Genomic DNA, 19,993 nt, shown 5'->3' with positions numbered 1-19,993 from the left:
CGGGTTACTGGCCTAATCCGTATTTCTCGGAACGGTACAAAAAGGCCTTGTAACCCAGTCCCAGCAGTCGTGCCGCCTCGGTTCGGTTGCCTCCGGAACGATCCAGCGCCGCCTGCAGGTAGGCTTTTTCGACGCTCTCCCAGTTGAGGCCGGCCTCGGGCAGTTCGATGCTGCCCTGGCAGCGAATTGGCTGCAGATCCAACTCCTGCAGCAACACAAACCGCTCCATACAATTACTCAATTCACGCACATTGCCGGGCCAGTCGTGGTTCTCCAATGCCGTCAGTTCGGCCGCCGACAACTGGGGCTTCGGCTGCTGATACTTGTCGCTGAAATGACACAAAAAGTGCTCGGCCAGTGACGGGATGTCTTCCCGGCGTTGCTGCAACGGCGGCAGGCTGACCGGAATGACGTTAAGGCGGTAGTACAGATCCTGGCGAAACCGCTGTGCCTGAACCTCCTCCAGCAGATCCCGGTTGGTGGCTGCCACTACCCGAATGTCCAGCTCAATCTCTTTATGGCTGCCGATGCGGGTGACCCGGCCCTCCTGCAACACCCGCAACAGCCGGGTCTGCAGGGTCAGTGGCAACTCGCCAATCTCATCCAGAAACAGGGTGCCGCCCTGAGCCGCTTCCAGTTTGCCGGCTTTGGCGCCGAAGGCCCCGGTAAAGGCCCCTTTTTCATGGCCAAACAGCTCGGATTCCGCCAGGCTTTCGGGAATGGCACCGCAGTTCAGGGCGATAAAGGCACCACTTCGTTGTGACAGACGATGAATCGCCTGGGCCACCAACTCCTTGCCGGTGCCGCTTTCCCCCTGAATCAGCACCGTGGTATTGATGGCACTGATGCGCTCGATGCGCTGATACAGCCGGGTCATTACCGCGCTGCCGCCTACCATATCCAGCAGTTGATTGTGCCGCTGCAATTGGTTGTTGAGTCGCTGGTTGGCCTCTTTTAATTGATGCTGGCGGGCGACTTTGTCGATGGCCAGCAGCATGGCCGGTTTTTGAAACGGCTTGGGCAGGTAATCGTCGGCACCGATCTTGATCGCTTCCACCGCATGGTCGATGGAGCCGTAGGCGGTGGCGACAATGATCCCCAGAGTGGGGAATTGGCGCCGGGCCCGGGCGATGACGGCGCCGGCATCCCCCCTGGCCAGCTTCCAGTCGCTGAACAGGATCTGCCACTCACCCTGAGTCAGCTGCTGCCAGGCGCTGTCGGCGTCGGCCACTGCCGCCACCTGGTGTCCGGCCTGTTGCAGCATCTGCTGCAATAATGCCCTCTGGGTGGCATCGTCTTCTAACAGTAAAATGCGCTGTCCGCTATTGGTGCTCATGGAGTGTCTCTCTGTTGTGGCAGGGCCAATCCGACCCGCAATCCCTGCGGTTGCTCTTCGATTAGGATGTCGCCCTGATACCACAGTCGGGCGATGCGGCGGGCGATGTACAGCCCCATGCCGGCGCCTTCGGGCTTGGTGGTCTGGTGGGGCTCAAACAGGTGTGGACGAATCTCGTCACTGAGTCCGCAGCCCTGGTCCTCTACCCAGATGTAGTGGTGTCCCTGGCTGTGACTGCTGTGGATGCGCACCCATTGATCCGGTTGCGAGGCCTGCTGGGCGTTGGCCATCAGGGTATGCAGTATGGTTCGCAGTTCGATCTCTGCTCCGGCCACGGTCAGTTGTTCGGGCAGCTGATTGTCAAAGTGAACCGGGTGTTGGGCCTGGCTTAGCTCCAGCCTCACCTCTTCCACCAGGGGGAACAGCTTCACCGTCTGGGTACGGTCAAGGCCATTGCTGGACAGGGTTAACAGTGCCGACAGGCTGGTGTCCAGGTGTTCCAGTTTGGCGGCAATCTGTCCTTTCAGCCGTTCCTGCTCCGAGGGCAGGCCGTCGAGCAGAAGGCCGATGGTGTGCAGAGGGTTTCGCAGCGCGTGGGCGATGCCCCGGGTGATCTCGCCGAGTTCGGCCAGGTGCCGGCGTTGCTGAAACTGCTGCTGTTGGTCCTGACTGCGTTTGAGCTCGGTGCTCATGTGGTTAAAGGTGTCGATGGCGCGGCGGGTTTCCTGGGTACCGCTGCGGCGCAGCTGCAATCCCAGTTCGCCCCGGGACAGGCGCTGGCAGCCCTCATCCAGTTGCTCCAGTGGCTGCGCCAGTTTGCGTGACAGCAGCACCACGCCGATCAGGCTCAACAATGCACCGATGAGCAGCACCAATAGCACCCGTTCGACGAAGCGGTTCAGCATCTGTTGCTGCGGTTGCCAATCCAGCGGCACCGCCAGGTTAGCCCCCAGGCCTTTAATGATTAACTGGTCTTGTTGATCCGGAAACACCACCTGGATCTGCTTGGCTTGCTGTTTCAATGCGTCGCGGGCACGTTCGGCGGCGGCGCGAATCTCCTCCACCTGCTGCTGGGACAGAAAGTCGCCGGCGTCGCTGAGAGCGTCGATGGTCATCTCGGTTTGCTGCAGCCGATGCAAGCGATGTTGCAGCTCGTTTTCGTGGGCTTCCAGCTCCAGTTGGGAGTGAACCCGCTCCAGTCGTTGTTCGATGTCGGCAATCTGCTGTTGTTGCTGTTGTAATCGTTGCTGCTGTCGTTGTTCCTCTTCGGCCAGTTGGGCTCGCGCCCGCTGCAGCTCCGCCTCAATGTCGGCATTCAATTGGATCGGTTGATTCGGCACCGCCTCGGGCTGAAGTGGCTCCGATGGCCGCGGGGCCGTCGCCGCAAGGGGAGCCATGGTTGGCAGCGTCAGTGATTCGGTGGGCAGCAGGGTGTCGATGGTGACTTCGGCGACCTGCTGAGCCACGGTTTCGGAGCGGTTGGCCAGCTGGGCGCGAAATTCGCCGGTGAGCTGCTGGATCAGCAGCCACTGCATCAGGGTAAACAGCAATATGAGCGAGCCAAAGGCGATCATCAGGTAACGTTTCAGGGACATCGGTTCCTCCTCCGTAAGGATTGCCCATCAAGACTCGTGCCAAAGCCGACGTTAGCACGGCTGGGCGCGAGGAACCACTGGCAAGGCCGGTAGGTGCTCATATGAGGAGAGGGGCGACCCATATGGGGAGCGAAGGCCTGCCGATGGCGCCCCAGATGCGCACATACGGGCCCCGGCGACCTTGGCACGCTTCTTTCTTAGCTGAGGTTGGGTTTACCTCGAACAAGGAGCACTTCATGACATTAAGATATCTGGCCATTGTGGCAGTACTGTCGGTGTCGGCCGCAGCCGGGGCCGCGTCGCTGACCGCCCGACAGGCCGAGGGCGGGTTGTCACTGGCCTTTGAAGATGTCGGCGAACGCAGTCATCTCAGCCTGGATTCGGCGTCCCCGGACTGGCGCCGGGTGGAGGCCTTGCTGGCGACGTTGGAGCCGTCAATCCGGGATAGCTGGTTGCATCGCTTGCAGGCAATGGCGGCGCAGCCGGGGCAGTGGTCTCTGTGGCTCAGTGACGATGCACGCTCGGCGCGGGTGCGGGTGATTGAGCTGCCGGAGTTGCCCGAGCGGGCGCAACTGCAGCAGCTGCAACAAACTCTGGCCCTGGAGGGGGAGCGGATGGCGGCCCAGGCCCAGGCCTTGGTGGCGGAGTTGGAGAGGCAGGGGCACCAGCAATTGCAGCACTGGCACCAGCACAAGGCGGCCATGGTGGAATCGCTGATCCGCGAGCAGACGTTCAGCGAGGAGGAGGTGCAACGTTTGCGTCGGGCTTTGGATGATAAGGCGGTGAAATAGAGACAGTTAGCTTCTTTGTGTTGGTGTGGTGGGGGCGCCGGGGCCTATGGGCTCTGGTAGTGACGACGATCCTTGACTAACTTTATAGCACCGTTCACGCTCACACAAAGGAGCCCGCCATGCTTGGAGAAAGCCACAGCCTGCTGGATGAATTTCCGGATTATAAGGATCGGATCCACACCTTGAAGCATCAGGATGACGAATTTGCGTCCATGGCCAGAGAGTACCACAACCTGGATCACCGCATTCGCGGCCTGGAGATGAACGACGTCCCCACCAGTGACACCGAATTTAATCGCATGAAGAGTCGGCGGGTAGAGCTGAAAGATCAGCTCTACAACCGCATCATCAATGGCAGCGGCCGCTGAATCAGGCCGTTGCCGCCAGCGCTGGCCGGGGTTGGGGGCGTCGTCGTCCCCGAATCAGCAGGTAACAGGCCGGCACAAACACAAAGGACAGGAAGGTGGTCAGCAGGGTTCCTCCTGCGATGGCCACCGCGAACGGCGGCCAAAAGCCGCCTCCGGCCAGTATCAGCGGCAGGAAGCCGCCAAAGGTAGTGATGGTGGTGGAGCCGATGTGGCGGCCACAGCCTACCACGGTATCGATGATCGCCTGGGGATCGCCATCACTGGCCTTCGGGTTCTCCTCCAGCTCCGCCAGAATCACAATGGCCGCGTTGATGGCCAGACCCGCCAAGCCCATCAGGGCGTTGATGACGTTAAATCCAAAGGGAAAGCCCATCAGGTATACCGACAGCAGCCCCAGACCGGCAGACTGACCGGCACTGGCCAGAATCACCGTGGTCAGCCTGAACGAGTTGAAACTGAGCACCACCACGCTGATCAGCAGCACCATGATGATGGTGACCGACGACATCAGCTTGGCCACCGCCTGATCCCGCTTGGCGCTTTCGCCACCAATCTCCAGCCGGTATCCCGCCGGCAGTGACTGGCGAAACTGGGCCAGCTCGGCATCGATCTCATCCAACACCTTGGAGGGCAGAACACCGGCCACCAGATAGCCTTCGATACTGTTGATGCGCTGGCCATTGCGCCGGGGAATGGCGGCCCGGCCGGACTCGATGCTCATCTGTGATACCGCCGACAGCGGCAGCATGGTGGGGTTGGCCGACGCGCTGATCAGCTGTACTGACCCCAGATCCGCCGCCTGATTACGATCCCGGGCATTGAGTCGCACCCGTACCGGCAGGTTTTCGACTCCTTCGAGAACCGTGCCGCCCACCACACCGTCCATGGAGGCCCGCAGTTGCCCGGCGACCTGAGACAGGGTCAGGCCGTTGGCCAGGCTGGCTTCCTCGTCGATGGCCAGTTTGACCCGGGCGGCGCCGCTGGTGAGGGTGGCGCGGGTCTGGGTAATGTCCGGCTGCCGGTTCAGCAGTAGCCTCAGTTGATCCCCCAGTTGAGTCAGCTGATCCAGCTCCGGACCATAGACCCGCAGTTCGATGGGGGCGTTGAATGGCGGGCCCTGCTCCAGCTTGCGGACCAGAATCTGCATCTGTGGATGGCGGCTATCTAACTGCTTTTGTAACTGTGGAATCAGCCGGTTAGCCACTTCGAAGTCGGTGGCGGTGATCATCCCCTGGGCGTAGTTGGCGGCACCGCGACGACGCTGCAACAGGTTGTAGTAGAACGACGGGCTGTTGCGGCCAAAGGTCCAGCTGGTTTGTTCAATCCCCGCTTGCTGGCGCAGCCAGTTGTCCAGCTCGCTGACCGCTTCGACGGTGTTGGGCAGGCTGGCTTGCTGAGGCATGAACACCTCGATATAAAACATGTCGCGGTCGGCCGCGGGAAAGAACTGTTCCGTCATCTGGCCCGCAGCCCAGAAGCCGGTCGCCGGCATCATCAGCATCGCCAACAGCGTCAGTTTTGGCCAGGCGAGGGCGATGGCCAGGGTGCGGCGCAGCGCCTGCCCCAGCCAGGGTAGGGTTATGCCTTGCTGCCACCAGTGGTTGCCTTGCCGGGGACCGATAAAGCGGCCGCCGAGGCCGGCGATAAGGGTCAGGGAAACCAGGTAGGATCCCACCAGGGCAAAGCTCACCGCCAGGGCAATGCCGCCGACAAACTCGCCAGCCGGGCCGGGCATCAGGAAGATGGGGGCAAACGCCAGCACCGTGGTCAGGGTGGAGCTGAGCAGTGGCAGCCAGAACTGGCGCACCGTGGCCGTCACCGCTTCGACGCCACTCATGCCGCGACTGCGGCGTTGACCGATGGCATCGACCACCACAATGGCGTTGTCCACCATGATCCCCAAGGCCACCACCAGACCGGTGACCGACATCTGGTGTATTGGCAGTCCGTACAGCTGCATGCAGAACAGGGTAAACAGCACGGTGACCGGCAGGGCAAAGGCCACCAGCAGGGCACTGCGCCAGCCCAGGGTCACCAGCAGCACCGCCAGGATCAGCATGAAGCCCAGCCCCAGGTTGCCCACCAATTCGCTGAGGCGAACCTCGGTGTAACCTTGCTGATTAAACAGGGTGTCCAGGCTGACGTTGCCTGAGAGCAGCGGTGTCAGCTGCGCCAGCGTCTGTTCCACCTGATCGTTCCAGCGGTCGATGCGAGTGTCCGGCAGCATGCGTACCGCCACCAGCACCCCTTGTTGTCCCTGGCTGAGAACCAGCTCCTGAGGTGGCCACTTGGCGCTGCGACTGACACTGGCCACGTCCATCACCCTCAGGGTCTGCAATTGATCACCCGGTCGCAGCGGAACCTGACGAATGCGGTTGAGAGACACCAGCTCGCCGGAGACCTCTAACTGAGCCCTGATGCGGTTACCCTCGAGGTTACCGGAGGCGGTTTTGCTGTCGGCGGCCCGAATCTGGGCGGCAAGATCGTCGATGGAAAGTCCCAGGGCATACAACTCGGCGTCGTCGATACTGACCAGTATCTCCTCCTCCATCTTGCCCAGCACCTTAACGAAATCGGTGCCCGGCACCAACCGCAAGCGGCTGGCCAGTTCGTCGGCATAGCGGCCCAATATGGTGGCGTCCGCCAGGCCTTGTCCCTGCCAGGTGAAAGCAAAGATGCGGGTAAAGGCATAGGCCAGTTGATCGTCCAGGGTCGGTGACGCGGTGCCCTGGGGCAGCGTCGGTGCGGTATCGGCGATCAGATCCCGGGCCCGGGACCAGACCGGGTCGGCGTCCATAACCCGATCCTGCAGTTCAATGGTGACCACCGAGATGCCGGGACGAGAGGTCGAAGTGAGGTTTTTGATCTCATCCAGTTGTCGCAATGACGCTTCCAGCGGCTCGGTGACCAGGGCTTCGACCCGCTCTGCGGTGGCGCCGGGGTAGGGGGTGATGACGGCGGCCACTCGATTGGTGAGGTTAGGGTCTTCGGTGCGGGGCAGATTGGAGAGAGCACTGAGACCACTGACCAGCAGCAAGGCCGTCAGCAGGGCGGCGACTCTGGGGTTTTGAACCAGGGCCCGAATCACAACGTGCCCTCCAGCACCGTGGTCTGACTGACCACCAACTGGGACTGATCGTCGATGACTCTGACCCGCTGGCCACTGACCAGTCGCTGCAGGCCGGTGGTGATCAGTCGATCGTCATTGCTGATGGCCCCTTCGACCCAGGCGTGGTGCTGATCGGCATGCAGCACTCGAACGTCGCGGCGACTGATCTGATAGCTGTCGTCGCCCAGGTCCTCCAGCACGTACAGATTCCACAGCCCTCGTAGTCCGGCCGTCAGGGCGGTTAGCGGCACTTGAGCGGTGACGGCGGTGATCTGCTCTTCCACCTCCAGGTACATCAGCTGACCATTGAGTAATTTCTGTTCTGGACTTAAGGCAAACCTGAGGGTAACGGTGCGGGTGGTGGGATCCACTTCGACGCTGCGGCCGATGTAGTCCAGTGCCAGAGGTTGGCCATCAATGCTGGCGCGCCACGGGTGATCCAATGGCAGCCGCGACAGCAGCCGTACCGGCAGTCCGACCCGGGCTTCGGCGGCGCCGTCGGGCACCAGGGTAAAGGCGGGCTGGCCATTGCCGGTGACCTGACCTTGAGTCAGATGACGTTGGACTATGGTGCCGGCGTAGGGCGCAGTGAGGGTGCTTTTTTGCAACCGAATGTCCACCGATTGCAGGTTGGCTTGCAGTTGCTGGCGTCGGGCCTGCAGTTGGGCCTGCTGGCTGCGAAGTTCATCCAGCTGCTGTTCTGACTGGTAGCCTTGTTTGGACAGGGATAACTGCCGCTTGAGGGTGGCTTGGGTCAGGGACAGATCGGCCTGATTCTGCGCCAGAGAGGCTCGAAGCTGATCCGCCTCGCTGTGCAACAGTCGCGTATCCAGAGTGGCCAGGGTTTGCCCCTGTCTCACCGTTTGCCCCAGATCGACGGCGATTCGATCGACGGTGCCTGAGGGTTCAAAGCCGATCTCACTGGTGAGCGGATGGTAGACCCGGCCGACAAAGCGATGGGTGATCGGGTAACTGGTTTGCATCTGAATCGACCGGGCATACACCTCGGCGGGTGCCTTATCCACCGCCTGAGGAGCGGGCTGCTGGCAGCCGCTTAGTGTCAGGGCCAGCATTGTGGCCGTCAGCCATGGGAATCTTGTCATAACAACCACTTTACAATTAGACTAGTGAGTCTAGTTTGGTAGAATCAAACTAGACTGTCCAGTATGATTTGTAAATTAGTTGTAACTTTATTGTGAGGGCTTATGGGATCAGCAGGTTGCGACAGGAAGAGCAAAAAACGCTGCCAGATATTGGAAGCTGCCACCGAACTCTTTATGCAGAACGGGCTGGAAACCACCTCCATGGACGAGGTGGCTGAACGGGCCGGGGTCTCTAAGCAGACGGTGTATTCTCATTTTGGTAACAAAAACGACCTGTTTGTCCACTGCATCGAGAGCCGCTGCAGCAGCCATCAGATGACCCCGGAAGGCTTTGATCTCGACGCCGAACCGGCCGAAGTGCTGCTGGATTTTGCTCACAGGTTCAGCGACATGGTGCTCAGTCACGAAGCGCGTCATATCTATTGTTCCTGCGTTCGCAGTGCCGAAACTCACCCGGAGTTATCCGAGCTTTACTATGGCGCCGGCCCCAGCCGCATGCAGGCGTTGATGCTGGGCTATCTGACCCAGTTGAATCAGCGCGGAATCCTGGCGATCCCCAACTGCCTGTTTGCGGCACAGCAGTTGCTGTTGATGTTGCAGACCATGGATAAGATGCGCGGTGAGTTGGGATTGGAGCAGGTGATGGACGCTCGTCAACGCGATGACTACCTGCGGCAGACGGTGAGTCTGTTTCTGGCGGGCTACCGGCCTCCTGGTCGATAAAAAAAACGGACGCGTCGGCGTCCGTTTCTGATCATCAAGGTGCCACGGAGTTATTGGCCCAACATCTCCTGCTTGAGGTCTTTGTCGGCCGGTTTATTGCCCAGCCAGATTCCCAGTAGCGCCTGACGGAAGCGTTCGCCTTCTACCAGAGTCAGCAATTGTCCGTTCTTATAGGCTTCGACCCCGACACCGGGCAGCGACAGCAGGGTGAACTGGTCACCCTCGACGATCTTGTCATTGAAGACGGCAATAAAGCGGTCGATCTGCGGCTTGAGGGCGTCGAAGTCGTCGCCAGCGGCATTTTCAAAGCCTTCTTCGATGGTGTCGATCATCTTATCGGAAGTGATCAGCCCGGAAACGATGTTGAGGCGAATGGCACTGGCGTGCTCGCCGTGAATGACGCTGTCGGCGTCCACCCCAGTCGCGGCGCTGTAGAGGGAGCCGACGTAAAGATCCATGAAGAACTTAGAGCGGATGCCTGCGCCGCTGAGGGTCAGGGGCTTACCCTGCAGCTGGATCTGGTCGTTGACCTTGACACCGGCGATGTCGGTGGCGGCGACGGCCGAGAGTGACAGGCCGGCAGTGAGGGCGGCAATCAGGGTGAGTTTCTTCATAAACAACGACTTCTTATGAGTTGAGTAAGGATTGCCAGCAGTGATAACAGGTCAGCTCGATGCGAACAAGTGTCGATCTCTGGCAACTCAACTGGTTATACCAGTTGTTTCAGCTTGGGTGCTGTTGGCGCCAGTCGTTGATGTCCTGTTGCGAGTCCAGATACAGCTGTTCGACTTTGTCTCTTGCCCAGGGAGTGCGGCGCAGAAATTTGAGGCTGGATTTCACCGACGGGTTGCTGTTGAAGCAGTTGACTGGAATGCGGCGACCGAGCTCGGTCCAGCCATAATATTCGGCCAGATCTTCGACGATGGTTTGCAGCTTAACGCCGTGCAGGGGGTTATTGGGTTGGGAGTGGCTCATGGTGGCGCCTTGCTGGATGACAAGGCGCCAGTTTAGCATAGGCGCAAAATTGACGATGGAGTTTTGCCGTCAGTTAGGATCTGAGCGGAGATTTTTGTTGGGGACAGCGCTTATCGTCGAAGCCTAGTGAACCAAGATGCGACCGGTTCTCTGTTGTCACTGGTATCGACCATGTGGCTGCCACGATCACCTCTTTTTTAATCATTACTTTCAATGTGATATTCCACAATTCCAAAATAGTGGAAATAATAGCTTGACGGCGATATTTAGGGAGGTCTAATATTTCGACATTCTTCGAAATGATTGAGAGCTTGTTATGAGTCCCGAATTTATGACCATGGCCAAAGAGGCGGCCAACATGTTTGCCTTTCTTGCTACCGAGTTGATCATCCTGTTCCTGGTGATCAGCTATCTGGTCGGCGTGCTGCAGGAGTTTTTGACTCCGGAAAAGATTCAGTCGATTCTGAGTTCCCGTAAGGGCAAGGGGTACATCGTGGCGGCGCTGCTGGGTTCCATTACCCCGTTTTGCTCCTGCTCCACCATCCCGTTCCTCAAAGGGTTGCTTCGGGCCAGGGCGGGTTTTGGACCCATGATGGTGTTTCTGTTCTCCAGCCCGCTGCTGAATCCGGTGATCATCGGCCTGTTTGTGGTGACTTTTGGCATCAAGGTGGCGGCGTTCTACTTTGTGGTGGCCATGGCAGTGTCGGTCACTGCCGGGATCCTGTTAGAGAAACTGGGCTTTGAACGTTATGTGAAGCCGGAAGCCTATGAAGCCGCCGGCAGTGGCAGCAGTTGCGGCACCAGCGGTGGCTGTGGCGAAACGGCCGCCAAGACAACCAGCGGGGGCTGCTGTGACAGTGCCCCGGTACCTCAGGCGACCAGCAGTTGCTGCGCGTCTGCCGAGCCACAGGTGACGGTGGCTGCCGACGGCTGCGGCACGGCGACCGCCTGTGGCAGTGTCGAGGTGGTTAAGGAAAATCGCTGGCTGCGTCTGTGGCATGCGACTTGGAAAGACTTCAAACAGGTGTTTCCTTACCTGATGCTGGGCATCTCGTTGGGGGCGTTGATCTATGGGTTCATTCCCACCGATCTGATTGCCAAGTACGCCGGTGCCGGTAACTGGTACGCGATTCCGGTTGCCGCCGTCATCGGTATTCCGCTGTACATTCGGGCCGAGGCGGTGATTCCGCTGAGTTCGGCACTGGTGGCCAAAGGGATGGCGCTGGGTTCGGTGATGGCGTTGATCATCGGCAGTGCCGGAGCCAGCCTGACCGAGGTGATTCTGCTGAAATCGATCTTTAAGAATCAAATGATTGTAGCTTTTGTCACCGTGATTCTGACCATGGCCATCGGCGCCGGGTTCCTGTACTCCTTCCTGTTCGCTTAAGGCAACAGGCACCACGCCGGCGCAATGCCGGCGTGGTGTGATCCAGGCCGATTGCCAGTCGTGGTGCCGATCAGGGGATCAGGCAGTGGCGTCGCCAGCCAACCAGCAGGGTTCCGGCCAGCAGCACGACCCCGCCCAGGCCGCCACCGCTGTAGCCCGGTTTCGTCTCTACCTGAGCAATCTTTTCCTCCTTCACCCGAGTTTCAAAGCGGTGCAGTTCCTGGTCCAGGTTGACGGTCATCTGTGCCACGGCCTGGGTGAAGCCCTCCATGGACAGCTTGTCCAGTTCGCCTTTGCGGTGCACAGCGCTGGAGCTGGCGTCCAGCTTGCTCAGGCCCGGTGCCCGAAACAGTAGGGTACGGCTGCGAATATCAAACACGGCGGTGTCGACGAAGGTCTGGCTGGAGTGGTCGTTGCCTTCGATCAGGTACATGCCGACAATGGTCCAATACAGCAGTGAGGCGGTGTTCTCCTGGCTCTTGGTGATCTGGTCGTAGGACACAAGTGCCATGACATCGATGTCATACAGCCGTGATAGCTGGTCCAGGGTCTCGAAGCCTTTGCCGGCCTTCAGGTAGGTGCTGGGAATCACCTCAATCCGATCGATGTAGTCGTACTGGGTAAACGCGTCCTTGATCTGTTCCAATAACGCCATTTGCTCAGCATCGCTCAGGGCCTGGTCGTGCCAGCTGCTGGAGGGGACGAAGCTTAAGCCGACTTTTACCGGCAGGGTTAACCTGGGCAACGCCGGCTGATGCTCGACCCGGCTCTGCTCATCCGGGTAGAGGAAACTGACCAGGCTGCTGGAGACGGTTTTGTCATTGGTGTTGTATTCGACGAGGGAGCAGGCACTCAATAACAGTACCATGAATGCGATTCCCAGGGACTGACGATTCATTACGACTCCAGGGTGATGGTGGGACTAGGCGCTAAGACACCTAATCTTATGAATTTATTGGATGAATTTAATCCGATTTGGCCAATAAAGGAAAGCCCTGTGACGGTATTACTGTTGCTGGGGAGCGTCGGCCTCCGGCGCCGGATCGGTGCTGCCATGGCGAGCGGTGAGGGCAATCAGCACCAGCACCGGCAGCCCCAGCAAGCAGCACAGCAGGAAGAAGCTCGGATAGCCGACCGCGTCCACCAGGGCCCCGGAGAAGCCCGCCAGGAATTTGGGCAGCAGCAGCATCATCGAAGACAGCAGCGCGTACTGGGTGGCCGAAAACGCCACATTGGTCAGGCTGGACAGGTAGGTAATGAAGGCGGCGGTGGCAATGCCAGCGCTGAAGCTGTCGGCGGCAATCACCACCGTCAGTAAGGTGGTGTTGTAGCCCACCAGCGCCTGAAGGGAAAACAGCAGGTTGGTCAGGGCCACGGCCAGGGCCCCGGCGAACAGAATCTTCAGGGTCCCGAATCGGGCGATGAGCACGCCGCCGACGGCGGCGCCGACCATGGTCATGATCACCCCATACACCTTGGAGATGGTGGCAATCTCGGCCTTGGAGAAGCCCATGTCGACGTAAAACACGTTGGCCATTACCCCCATGACCACGTCGGAGATGCGGTAGCAGGCGATCAGCAGCAGGATCAGCAGTGCCTGGCGGCCAAAGCGTTGGAAGAAGTCCTTAAACGGGCAGACGACGGCGGTGTAGCCCCACATCAGTAACCGCTGCAGCCGTGGCGGCAGGTGCAGCAGCCGCTCCAGCGTGTCCAGGGACTCCAGTTGCAATCGCTGTGGGTTGATCTGAGGCTCTTTGGCCAACAAGGTGGCGATGATGCCGACGCTCATGGCGGCGGCCATCGCCAGGTAGGCCGTTTGCCAGCCCACCGGATTGTACCCATCATCACCGCCGGCCCAGGCGGCGATGGCCAGGGCGCCGGCGGTGGCCAGCATCATGCCGAGGCGGTAGCCAGTTTGATAGGCGGCGGCCAGTGCGCCCTGCATCTCTTCGGGCGCGGTTTCGATGCGAAAGGCATCGATGACGATGTCCTGAGTGGCCGAGCACAGCGCCACCATCAGGGCAAAGCCCACCAGTGCCGTCAGGTTCTGGGTCGGATCGGAACTGGCCATGCCGACCAGGCCAAGGACCAGTCCCAACTGCGACAGCAGCATCCAGCTGCGGCGACGGCCAAACAGCCGGGTTGCCAACGGCAGCGGCATTCGGTCCACCACCGGTGCCCACAGAAACTTGACGGTGTAGGCCATAGCCACCCAGCTGAGGAAGCCGATGGTGGTGCGGTCGATGCCCGCTTCCCGCAGCCAGAAAGACAGTGAGCCGAACACCAGCATCAGTGGCAGGCCGGAAGAGAACCCCAGCGCCAGCAGCACCAATACCCGCTTGTGCAGGTAGACGGAAAAGGCGCCGAAGCGCTGCTGCAGGCGATCGATCATCGGCTTATTGTTCCGGTAACAGGGTGGCTTTGATCAACAGCAGGGGTTCGACTGGCTTGCTGTCGGCCCCCATGTCCGGATCGTACTCGGTGGTCACTTCGCCCATGGCGTCGAGCACCTCCAGTCCTTCGCTGACCGAGCCAAATACCGCGTATCCCCAGCGGCGCCGCGACGGGTCGAGGCGACTGTTGTCGTCCAGGTTGAAGAAGAACTGGTTGCTGGCGGTATGGGGCGCATTTTCCCGTGCCATGGCGATGCTGCCGTACTCATTGGACAGGCCGTTACCGGATTCATTGAAGATGGTGGCCCGTTCGGCGATGGCGTCACCATTGGCGCGGTAGCCTCCGCCCTGAACCACAAACCCGGCCACCACCCGGTGAAAGTCGGTGTTGTCGTAGTCGCCGTTGACCACGTAGGTGAGGAAGTTGTCCACCGTCAGTGGTGCCCGGGTACGATCCAGTTCCACGATCAGGGTGCCTTTGCTGGTCTGCATCTGTACCCGAGGGAACAGGTTGTCACTCTGTATGGCATCGGCCCAGGCCGATCCGATGAACAGTGACAGCAGCAGGGGGATCAGGGTTCGCATCCTTGCCATCTCCTTATTGCAGGTACTGTTGGACTTCGGCGTCGGTGACGATGTCGGTCATCAACTGAGTCAGGCGGTCGTTCATTTCGCGCTCGATGCGGGCCATGTCCGGCTTCAGCGGACCGTTGAAGTTGCTGCGCACGGTAAAGCGTTTGGTCAGCTGGCGGCCGTTGTTGTCGATGAACACGGTGGCGTCCAACTGGCTGTTGGCGTCGTGCTTGAAGGTGGTCTGATTCACCTCCATCACCAGTCGGTCCAGCGACAGGGTCATTCGAGTATTGGCGGCGGGGTTAATGTCAAAGCCCATTCGGGTCAGGGCGTTGCGCACACCGTTGTCCAGCAATTGTCTGGGGGGCTCGGCCGGGCTCAGCAGTTGAGCGGCGCCGTCGCCACTGCGAATCTCCACCAGGTACTGTTCGCTGCGATGATCGACGGTTTCCATCCGCAGTTGGCCTTGGGGGCTGTGGCTGGCGACCATGGGGGCATCCGGAGACAGAATCAGAGTGTTGGGGGTCGAGGCACAGCCGCCGAGCAGGAGGGCGGCGGCGATGAGCAGAATTTTGTTCATAGGGGTCCCTAACTGGTGAGATGGTTAGTGTTTAACGGCATCGAGAATAACAAATTTGGCGTTGGCTGCCACGGTTTCCACCTTGCCAAACAACCGCATCAGTTTGATGTGGTAGCCCAGATGGCGATTGCCGATGACTCTTAAGCGGCCGCCGGGCGCCAGGGTGCGTTTGGCGTCGCGAAACATCTGCCAGGCGATGTGATCGGTGATGGCCTGCTGTTGGTGGAACGGCGGATTGCACAGGATCAGGTCGACGCTGTCGCCATCGAAGTGGGTCAGGCAGTCGTCCCAATGGGTCTGGAATTGTCCCTGTTCGAGGTAGCGGCCCAGGTTGTCGCCACAGCTTTTAACCGCATGCCAGGATTCGTCCACCGCGTGTACCACCGCGTCCGGGTTGGCCCGGGCCGCCGCCAGAGACAGCACGCCGTTACCGCAGCCCAGGTCGATGATCTGCCGATGACCGCCGGGAATGTGTTGCAGCATCAGGTGGGCGGCAAGATCCAGACGGTTGCCGGAAAAGACATTGGGGTAGTTGTCCAGTTGCCAGCCGGTATCGTCGGCGCTCCAGCGTTGCTTTAGCGTCTTGGTGGCTCGGCGGCCACTGGTCCGCCCCGTCAGCAGACGGGCTTTCTTGCGAATTCGAGACGGTTGAATCTCGTCCAGGTAGGCTTCGGTAAGCCCTTTTAGGGTGGTAGGCATCTCTTTCAGCCGGGCAGCGATGATCACCTTGGTGCCCTCGGGCAGGTGGCCATTGAGCCAGTCCAGAATGTACTCCAGGTAGCGCAAATTGCGTGGCAGTTTCAGCCACACCTGCTCGATGGCAGCCTGTGGTGGCTGCAGATCCGCCAGGCAATGGCTGGGCCGGGGCAGGGCATTGAGATCCAGGTTCTGCTTCAGTGCCTGATGGGCAACGAATGAGTCGTTGACCCACAGTGGATTGAGTGCCGCAGTGGCGCAGCCCAGGGCGCCGAAGTGGTCATTGATGATCAGCAACTGGCCACTGACGTCGGGCAGGGCATTGAGCATCAACAGTTCATCGGCGGCATCCCAGGCGAGCAAGTCGCTGTGCTGGGTGTCGGGGAAGCGGCGGAGTCTCAGGCTGAGGGACTCCAGGGTCAGGGTCTCGGACATGGCGGCGTGGAAAGAGTGTAGGTGGCGCTATTGTCGCAGAAGTCGGCCGGGGCGCCAAACGGCAAACTGCGCTTAATTGGCGCTCGACCGGGAAGCGATTGCCGCTGACCGGCGCTCATGGCACACTGGCCGGGTCCTTCAACAACTCAAAATCACTATGCAACTGACCAAAACCATTGCCCGACAGATCGTCGAACGCACCATGAAGATCATCAAGTTTTCGGTGGTGGTGATGGACGAAAATGGCTGGATCATCGGTTCCGGTGATCCGCGCCGGCTCAATCAGCGCCACGAAGGGGCCATCCTGGCGATGGGAGACAACCGGGTGTTGGAGATCGATGATGCCATGGCGGCCAGCCTAAAAGGGGTGCTGCCGGGCATTAACCTGCCGATCTTGTTCCAGGGTAAGCCCATCGGCGTGGTGGGCATCTCCGGTAAGCCGGAGCAGGTCAGCAACTACGGTGAGTTGGTAAAGATGACCGCCGAGTTGGTGGTGGAGCAGGCGGCGCTGATGGATCAGATTCAGTGGAGTAAGCGCCATCGTGAGGAGCTGGTGCTCAGCCTGACCCATGGTCAGAGCCTCAATGAGTCGCAGTTGTTGTCGGTGGCCGACCGGTTGCAGCTGGACCTGACTCAGCCTCGTATCGCCGCCATCGTCAAAGTGTTTCCCTATAACCGCGATGGCCAGTCCCACCATCACCTGCAGCGGTTGGTGCAGTTGCTGGAGTACCCACAGCGAGACAATCTGGTGGCGATCTCGTCGGTGTCCGACAACGAAGTGGTGGTGCTCAAGCCGGTGGAGTTGACCGATGAAGGCTGGTCGGTGGAGAACGAACGCAAGCGAGTGGATAAGCTGATGAAACGGATCAGCGGCGAAGATCAGTTTCGAATCCGCATCGCCCTGGGGGAGTTTTTCCCCGGCCTGAGAGGGCTGGCCCGCTCCTACCAGACCGCCAAAGCCACCCTGGATGCCGCCGGTGATCATGGTGAGGTTCTTTTCTATCAGGATCATATCCTGCCGGTGTTGCTCAGTGGCCTCAATGCGGACAGCTGGCGCCAGCAGCAACTGCAACAGCCTTTGCAACTGCTGCAAGCCGCCGATGGCAATGGCAGTCTGTTGCGAACGCTGCATCACTACTTCGATCAGGATTGCGACCTCAGCCGCACCTGCGACACCTTGCACATTCACCGCAACACCCTGAGATACCGCCTCGATAAGGTGTCCAGCATTACCGGCCTGGATATCCACACCCTTAGCGATCGCACCCGGTTGTATCTGGCGATGTTGAACCGTTAACCCGGGTAAAATCGGCCTGATTTTGCGCAAAATCCCCACTTGGATTGTGCGAATGCACAAAAAAGGGGAAATTTTTTCGCCTCATATTCAGTCATCCGTACAAAGAACAAGGTTCCCGCCTGTGCCATAGTAATTGACGCAGCTTCGCGGCTGTGGAAGGGCCGAAGGCCCGTCTTATGGTTACCCTCAGGGATTCTCGGGGGAATCGTCGGCCGACTGTGAGGATTGCACGCCATGAAAATTGTCATCGCCCCGGACTCTTACAAAGAGAGCCTCAATGCCATGGAAGTGGCCTGTGCCATTGAAACCGGCCTGCGGCAGGCGATGCCCGACGCCGACATTCACAAGTTGCCGATGGCCGACGGCGGCGAAGGAACGGTGCAGTCCCTGGTGGATGCCACCGGTGGACGCCTGGTTCATCAACAGGTGACCGGCCCGCTGGGCCAACCGGTCGATGCCTTCTTTGGCGTTCTGGGAGACGGACAGACTGCGGTCATCGAGATGGCAGCGGCCTCCGGCCTGCATCTGGTGCCGGCGGCGCAGAGAAACCCCCTTATCACCACCAGTTTTGGCACCGGCGAATTGATTCGAGCGGCGCTGGATTTGGGGGTTCGCCACCTGATTGTCGGCATTGGCGGCAGCGCCACCAACGACGGCGGTATGGGCATGGTGCAGGCCCTGGGGGCGCGCATGCTGGACGTGTGTGGCAATGACGCCGGCTTTGGCGGTGGTGCCCTGGCCGGACTGACCGAGATCGATCTGTCGGGGCTGGATCCTCGTCTGGCCCAGGTTACCTTGCAAGTGGCCTGCGATGTGAATAATCCGTTGTGCGGCCCTCGTGGAGCGTCACGGGTGTTCGGTCCGCAAAAGGGCGCCAGCGAAGACATGATTCTGCAGTTGGATGCCAACCTCAGTCATTACGCGGATCTGATTAAGACTCAACTGGGGCGGGACATCAAGCACGCCGCCGGGGCCGGAGCCGCCGGAGGACTGGGGGCTGCCCTGTTGGGGCTGCTGAACGCCTCACTGCGGCCGGGCATCGATATCGTCATGGAGGCCGTGGCGCTGCCGGAGCAGCTCAAAGGCGCCGATCTGGTGATTACCGGTGAAGGCCGCATCGACAGCCAGACCATTCATGGCAAAACCCCCATTGGCGTCGCCCGGGCCGCCAAGGCACAGAACATTCCGGTGATCGCCATTGCCGGCTGCGTCTCCGACGACAGCGATGTGGTGCTGGAGCATGGCATCGATGCGGTATTCCCTGTGGTACCGGCGTCGGTGCCTCTGCAGCAGGCGCTGGCCCAGGCACAGACCAACGTGGAACGCACCGCCAGAAACCTGGCCATGAGCCTGGTGCTGGCTCAGGAGATGAACCTCTATACGCGGGCTCGTTCGTCGGCAGCCTAGCCAGACCGGTAAAGGAATACGGTGACAGATGATACTTGATCAGGCCCAGGTGCCGCAGCGGCTGTACCTGAAAGACAGTGAACTGGCCCGCTACTGGCCACAATTTTTGACTCGGGATCAAAGCGATCAGCTGTTTGAGCGATGCCTGGCCCTGCCCTGGGAGCAACCCAGCGTGCAGGTGTTTGGACGTCGACACCAGATCCCGCGCATGCAGTGCTGGTTGGGCGAACACCAGTGCGATTACCGCTATTCCGGTACCCTGCTGAAACCTCAACCTCTGCCCCCTTGGCTGAATGCCCTGATGTTCAATGTCTCGCAGCATTGTGGCACCCGCTTCAATGCCGTGTTGGCCAACCGCTATCGCAGCGGGGATGACAAGATGGGCTGGCACAGCGATAACGAGCCCGAGATGGGGCAGCAGCCGCAAGTGGCCATCGTCTCCCTTGGCGCCGGGCGGCCGCTGCAGTTGCGCAGCCAGGATCATCAGCAGCAGGATTTCACCATGCCTCACGGCAGCTTGCTGCAGCTGTTGCCTCTGGCCCAGCGTCAGTGTAAGCATCAGTTACCGGCTCGAAAGCGGGTGGACCAGGAGCGCATCAGCCTGACCTTCCGCCACATCATTCCCGGATTCTGGCACTGATGCCAATGCCCCTGCTGGCGGTGCGGTTGAGTTCCCCCACTCGGCAGGGTATAAGTGGCCCAAGGCACACATTCAGACGCCATGGAGTCCCCCAATGTCGATTCAACAGGCCATCGAAACCACAGTAAACGAGGCGCTGGCACCGGTTCACCTCGAGGTGATCAACGAAAGCTACATGCACCGTACCCCCAAAGACAGTGAAACCCACTTTAAGCTGATCGTGGTCAGTGCTCAGTTTGAGGGGCAGCGATTGCTGGCCCGTCATCGCACCATCAATGGCCTGCTGCAGCCCCAGTTTGATGCCGGCCTGCATGCCCTGGCCCTGCACACCTATACGCCGGATGAGTGGCAGCAGCAGCAACAAGCCCCGCGCACACCGGGCTGCACCGGCTCGCTGAGCTGATCCCATCTGAGCGAAACAGAGGCTGCCGTCGCTGGCAGCCTGATTGACTGTCTGTCGCGGCGAGCAGCTAGGTTGACACTTCGCTGCCCGAAGCCGTCGTTTCCCCGTTTATTCGCTATCCTCTGTATTTTTTGTTATCAAGGTGTTAACTCTTGAGGTCCGGTGCTGTCCGGTCATAACGC

The 19,993-nt window shown here is 60.0% G+C and carries 19 protein-coding genes; 8 read left to right on the top strand and 11 right to left on the bottom strand.

Annotated elements, in window-relative coordinates; all coding sequences use genetic code 11:
• Positions 1 to 4: 4 nt before the first annotated feature.
• Together J8Z22_RS17945 and J8Z22_RS17940 are read right to left on the bottom strand one after the other, a co-directional pair.
• Positions 5 to 1,336: a sigma-54 dependent transcriptional regulator gene (locus tag J8Z22_RS17945; RefSeq protein WP_252007342.1), complete on the bottom strand. Its 1,332-nt coding sequence runs from the start codon at positions 1,334 to 1,336 to the stop codon at positions 5 to 7.
• The gene (locus tag J8Z22_RS17940; protein WP_252007340.1) at positions 1,333 to 2,931 is read right to left on the bottom strand and encodes a HAMP domain-containing sensor histidine kinase; all 1,599 of its coding nucleotides are present in this window, start codon (positions 2,929 to 2,931) and stop codon (positions 1,333 to 1,335) included. The genes J8Z22_RS17945 and J8Z22_RS17940 overlap by 4 nt, the downstream gene beginning before the upstream one ends.
• A 236-nt stretch (positions 2,932 to 3,167) precedes the next feature.
• On the opposite strand from J8Z22_RS17940, the gene J8Z22_RS17935 reads away from it, so the two are divergent.
• Positions 3,168 to 3,722 carry a hypothetical protein gene (locus tag J8Z22_RS17935; RefSeq protein ID WP_028112154.1) on the top strand — a complete coding sequence of 185 codons (555 nt, stop codon included), beginning with the start codon at positions 3,168 to 3,170 and terminating at the stop codon, positions 3,720 to 3,722.
• Positions 3,723 to 3,841: 119 nt separating this feature from the next.
• Entirely contained in the window at positions 3,842 to 4,090 is a 249-nt protein-coding gene (locus J8Z22_RS17930) for a YdcH family protein (RefSeq protein WP_252007338.1), read from the top strand.
• A 1-nt stretch (position 4,091) separates the two neighbouring features.
• On the opposite strand, the gene J8Z22_RS17925 is transcribed toward J8Z22_RS17930, so the two are convergent.
• Both J8Z22_RS17925 and J8Z22_RS17920 read right to left on the bottom strand, forming a co-directional pair.
• Complete coding sequence (locus J8Z22_RS17925; protein WP_252007336.1) at positions 4,092 to 7,178, bottom strand: efflux RND transporter permease subunit; 3,087 nt, start codon at positions 7,176 to 7,178, stop codon at positions 4,092 to 4,094.
• On the bottom strand, positions 7,175 to 8,302 hold the full coding sequence (locus tag J8Z22_RS17920; RefSeq protein WP_084144341.1) for an efflux RND transporter periplasmic adaptor subunit: 1,128 nt from the start codon (positions 8,300 to 8,302) through the stop codon (positions 7,175 to 7,177). Before J8Z22_RS17920 ends, J8Z22_RS17925 begins: the two co-directional genes overlap by 4 nt.
• Before the next feature lie 174 nt (positions 8,303 to 8,476).
• On the opposite strand from J8Z22_RS17920, the gene J8Z22_RS17915 reads away from it, so the two are divergent.
• Positions 8,477 to 9,025 carry a TetR/AcrR family transcriptional regulator gene (locus J8Z22_RS17915; protein ID WP_252007334.1) on the top strand — a complete coding sequence of 183 codons (549 nt, stop codon included), beginning with the start codon at positions 8,477 to 8,479 and terminating at the stop codon, positions 9,023 to 9,025.
• 50 nt (positions 9,026 to 9,075) lie between these two features.
• Here J8Z22_RS17915 and J8Z22_RS17910 read toward each other — a convergent pair whose 3' ends face one another.
• Both J8Z22_RS17910 and J8Z22_RS17905 read right to left on the bottom strand, forming a co-directional pair.
• Positions 9,076 to 9,639, bottom strand: a complete 564-nt coding sequence (locus J8Z22_RS17910; protein WP_028112150.1) for a chalcone isomerase family protein — start codon at positions 9,637 to 9,639, stop codon at positions 9,076 to 9,078.
• 109 nt (positions 9,640 to 9,748) lie between these two features.
• Complete coding sequence (locus J8Z22_RS17905; RefSeq protein WP_028112149.1) at positions 9,749 to 10,000, bottom strand: VF530 family DNA-binding protein; 252 nt, start codon at positions 9,998 to 10,000, stop codon at positions 9,749 to 9,751.
• A 316-nt stretch (positions 10,001 to 10,316) separates the two neighbouring features.
• Between J8Z22_RS17905 and J8Z22_RS17900 the strand changes: the two genes are divergently transcribed.
• Positions 10,317 to 11,387, top strand: a complete 1,071-nt coding sequence (locus tag J8Z22_RS17900) for a permease (RefSeq protein ID WP_252007332.1) — start codon at positions 10,317 to 10,319, stop codon at positions 11,385 to 11,387.
• Positions 11,388 to 11,457: 70 nt separating this feature from the next.
• On the opposite strand, the gene rhlP is transcribed toward J8Z22_RS17900, so the two are convergent.
• From rhlP to J8Z22_RS17875, 5 genes are all read right to left on the bottom strand, one after another.
• Positions 11,458 to 12,285: a rhombotarget lipoprotein gene (gene rhlP / locus J8Z22_RS17895; RefSeq protein WP_252007330.1), complete on the bottom strand. Its 828-nt coding sequence runs from the start codon at positions 12,283 to 12,285 to the stop codon at positions 11,458 to 11,460.
• A gap of 108 nt (positions 12,286 to 12,393) precedes the next feature.
• The gene (locus tag J8Z22_RS17890) at positions 12,394 to 13,779 is read right to left on the bottom strand and encodes an MFS transporter (RefSeq protein ID WP_252007328.1); all 1,386 of its coding nucleotides are present in this window, start codon (positions 13,777 to 13,779) and stop codon (positions 12,394 to 12,396) included.
• A 4-nt stretch (positions 13,780 to 13,783) separates the two neighbouring features.
• The gene (locus J8Z22_RS17885) at positions 13,784 to 14,365 is read right to left on the bottom strand and encodes a peptidylprolyl isomerase (RefSeq protein ID WP_252007326.1); all 582 of its coding nucleotides are present in this window, start codon (positions 14,363 to 14,365) and stop codon (positions 13,784 to 13,786) included.
• A 13-nt stretch (positions 14,366 to 14,378) separates the two neighbouring features.
• Positions 14,379 to 14,933: a YajG family lipoprotein gene (locus J8Z22_RS17880; protein WP_028112141.1), complete on the bottom strand. Its 555-nt coding sequence runs from the start codon at positions 14,931 to 14,933 to the stop codon at positions 14,379 to 14,381.
• Between the two features lie 24 nt (positions 14,934 to 14,957).
• Complete coding sequence (locus tag J8Z22_RS17875; RefSeq protein ID WP_252007324.1) at positions 14,958 to 16,064, bottom strand: methyltransferase; 1,107 nt, start codon at positions 16,062 to 16,064, stop codon at positions 14,958 to 14,960.
• A 157-nt stretch (positions 16,065 to 16,221) separates the two neighbouring features.
• Here J8Z22_RS17875 and J8Z22_RS17870 point away from each other — a divergent pair, with 157 nt between their 5' ends.
• The 4 genes from J8Z22_RS17870 to J8Z22_RS17855 all read left to right on the top strand — a co-directional run bounded on the left by J8Z22_RS17870 (position 16,222) and on the right by J8Z22_RS17855 (position 19,811).
• The gene (locus tag J8Z22_RS17870; protein WP_028112139.1) at positions 16,222 to 17,361 is read left to right on the top strand and encodes a sugar diacid recognition domain-containing protein; all 1,140 of its coding nucleotides are present in this window, start codon (positions 16,222 to 16,224) and stop codon (positions 17,359 to 17,361) included.
• Positions 17,362 to 17,595: 234 nt separating this feature from the next.
• Entirely contained in the window at positions 17,596 to 18,768 is a 1,173-nt protein-coding gene (locus J8Z22_RS17865; RefSeq protein WP_028112138.1) for a glycerate kinase, read from the top strand.
• A gap of 28 nt (positions 18,769 to 18,796) precedes the next feature.
• Positions 18,797 to 19,408, top strand: coding sequence for an alpha-ketoglutarate-dependent dioxygenase AlkB (locus J8Z22_RS17860; RefSeq protein ID WP_035415477.1), 612 nt, complete (start codon positions 18,797 to 18,799; stop codon positions 19,406 to 19,408).
• A gap of 94 nt (positions 19,409 to 19,502) precedes the next feature.
• A complete protein-coding gene (locus tag J8Z22_RS17855) occupies positions 19,503 to 19,811 on the top strand; it encodes a BolA family transcriptional regulator (RefSeq protein WP_028112136.1) in 309 nt (102 codons plus the stop codon).
• The last annotated feature ends 182 nt before the right edge of the window (positions 19,812 to 19,993 follow it).

Origin of the sequence: Ferrimonas sp. SCSIO 43195 (assembly GCF_023716685.1) — a bacterium.
Taxonomy (GTDB): Bacteria; Pseudomonadota; Gammaproteobacteria; order Enterobacterales; family Shewanellaceae; genus Ferrimonas; species Ferrimonas kyonanensis.
This window is presented reverse-complemented; position numbering and strand designations above follow the sequence as displayed.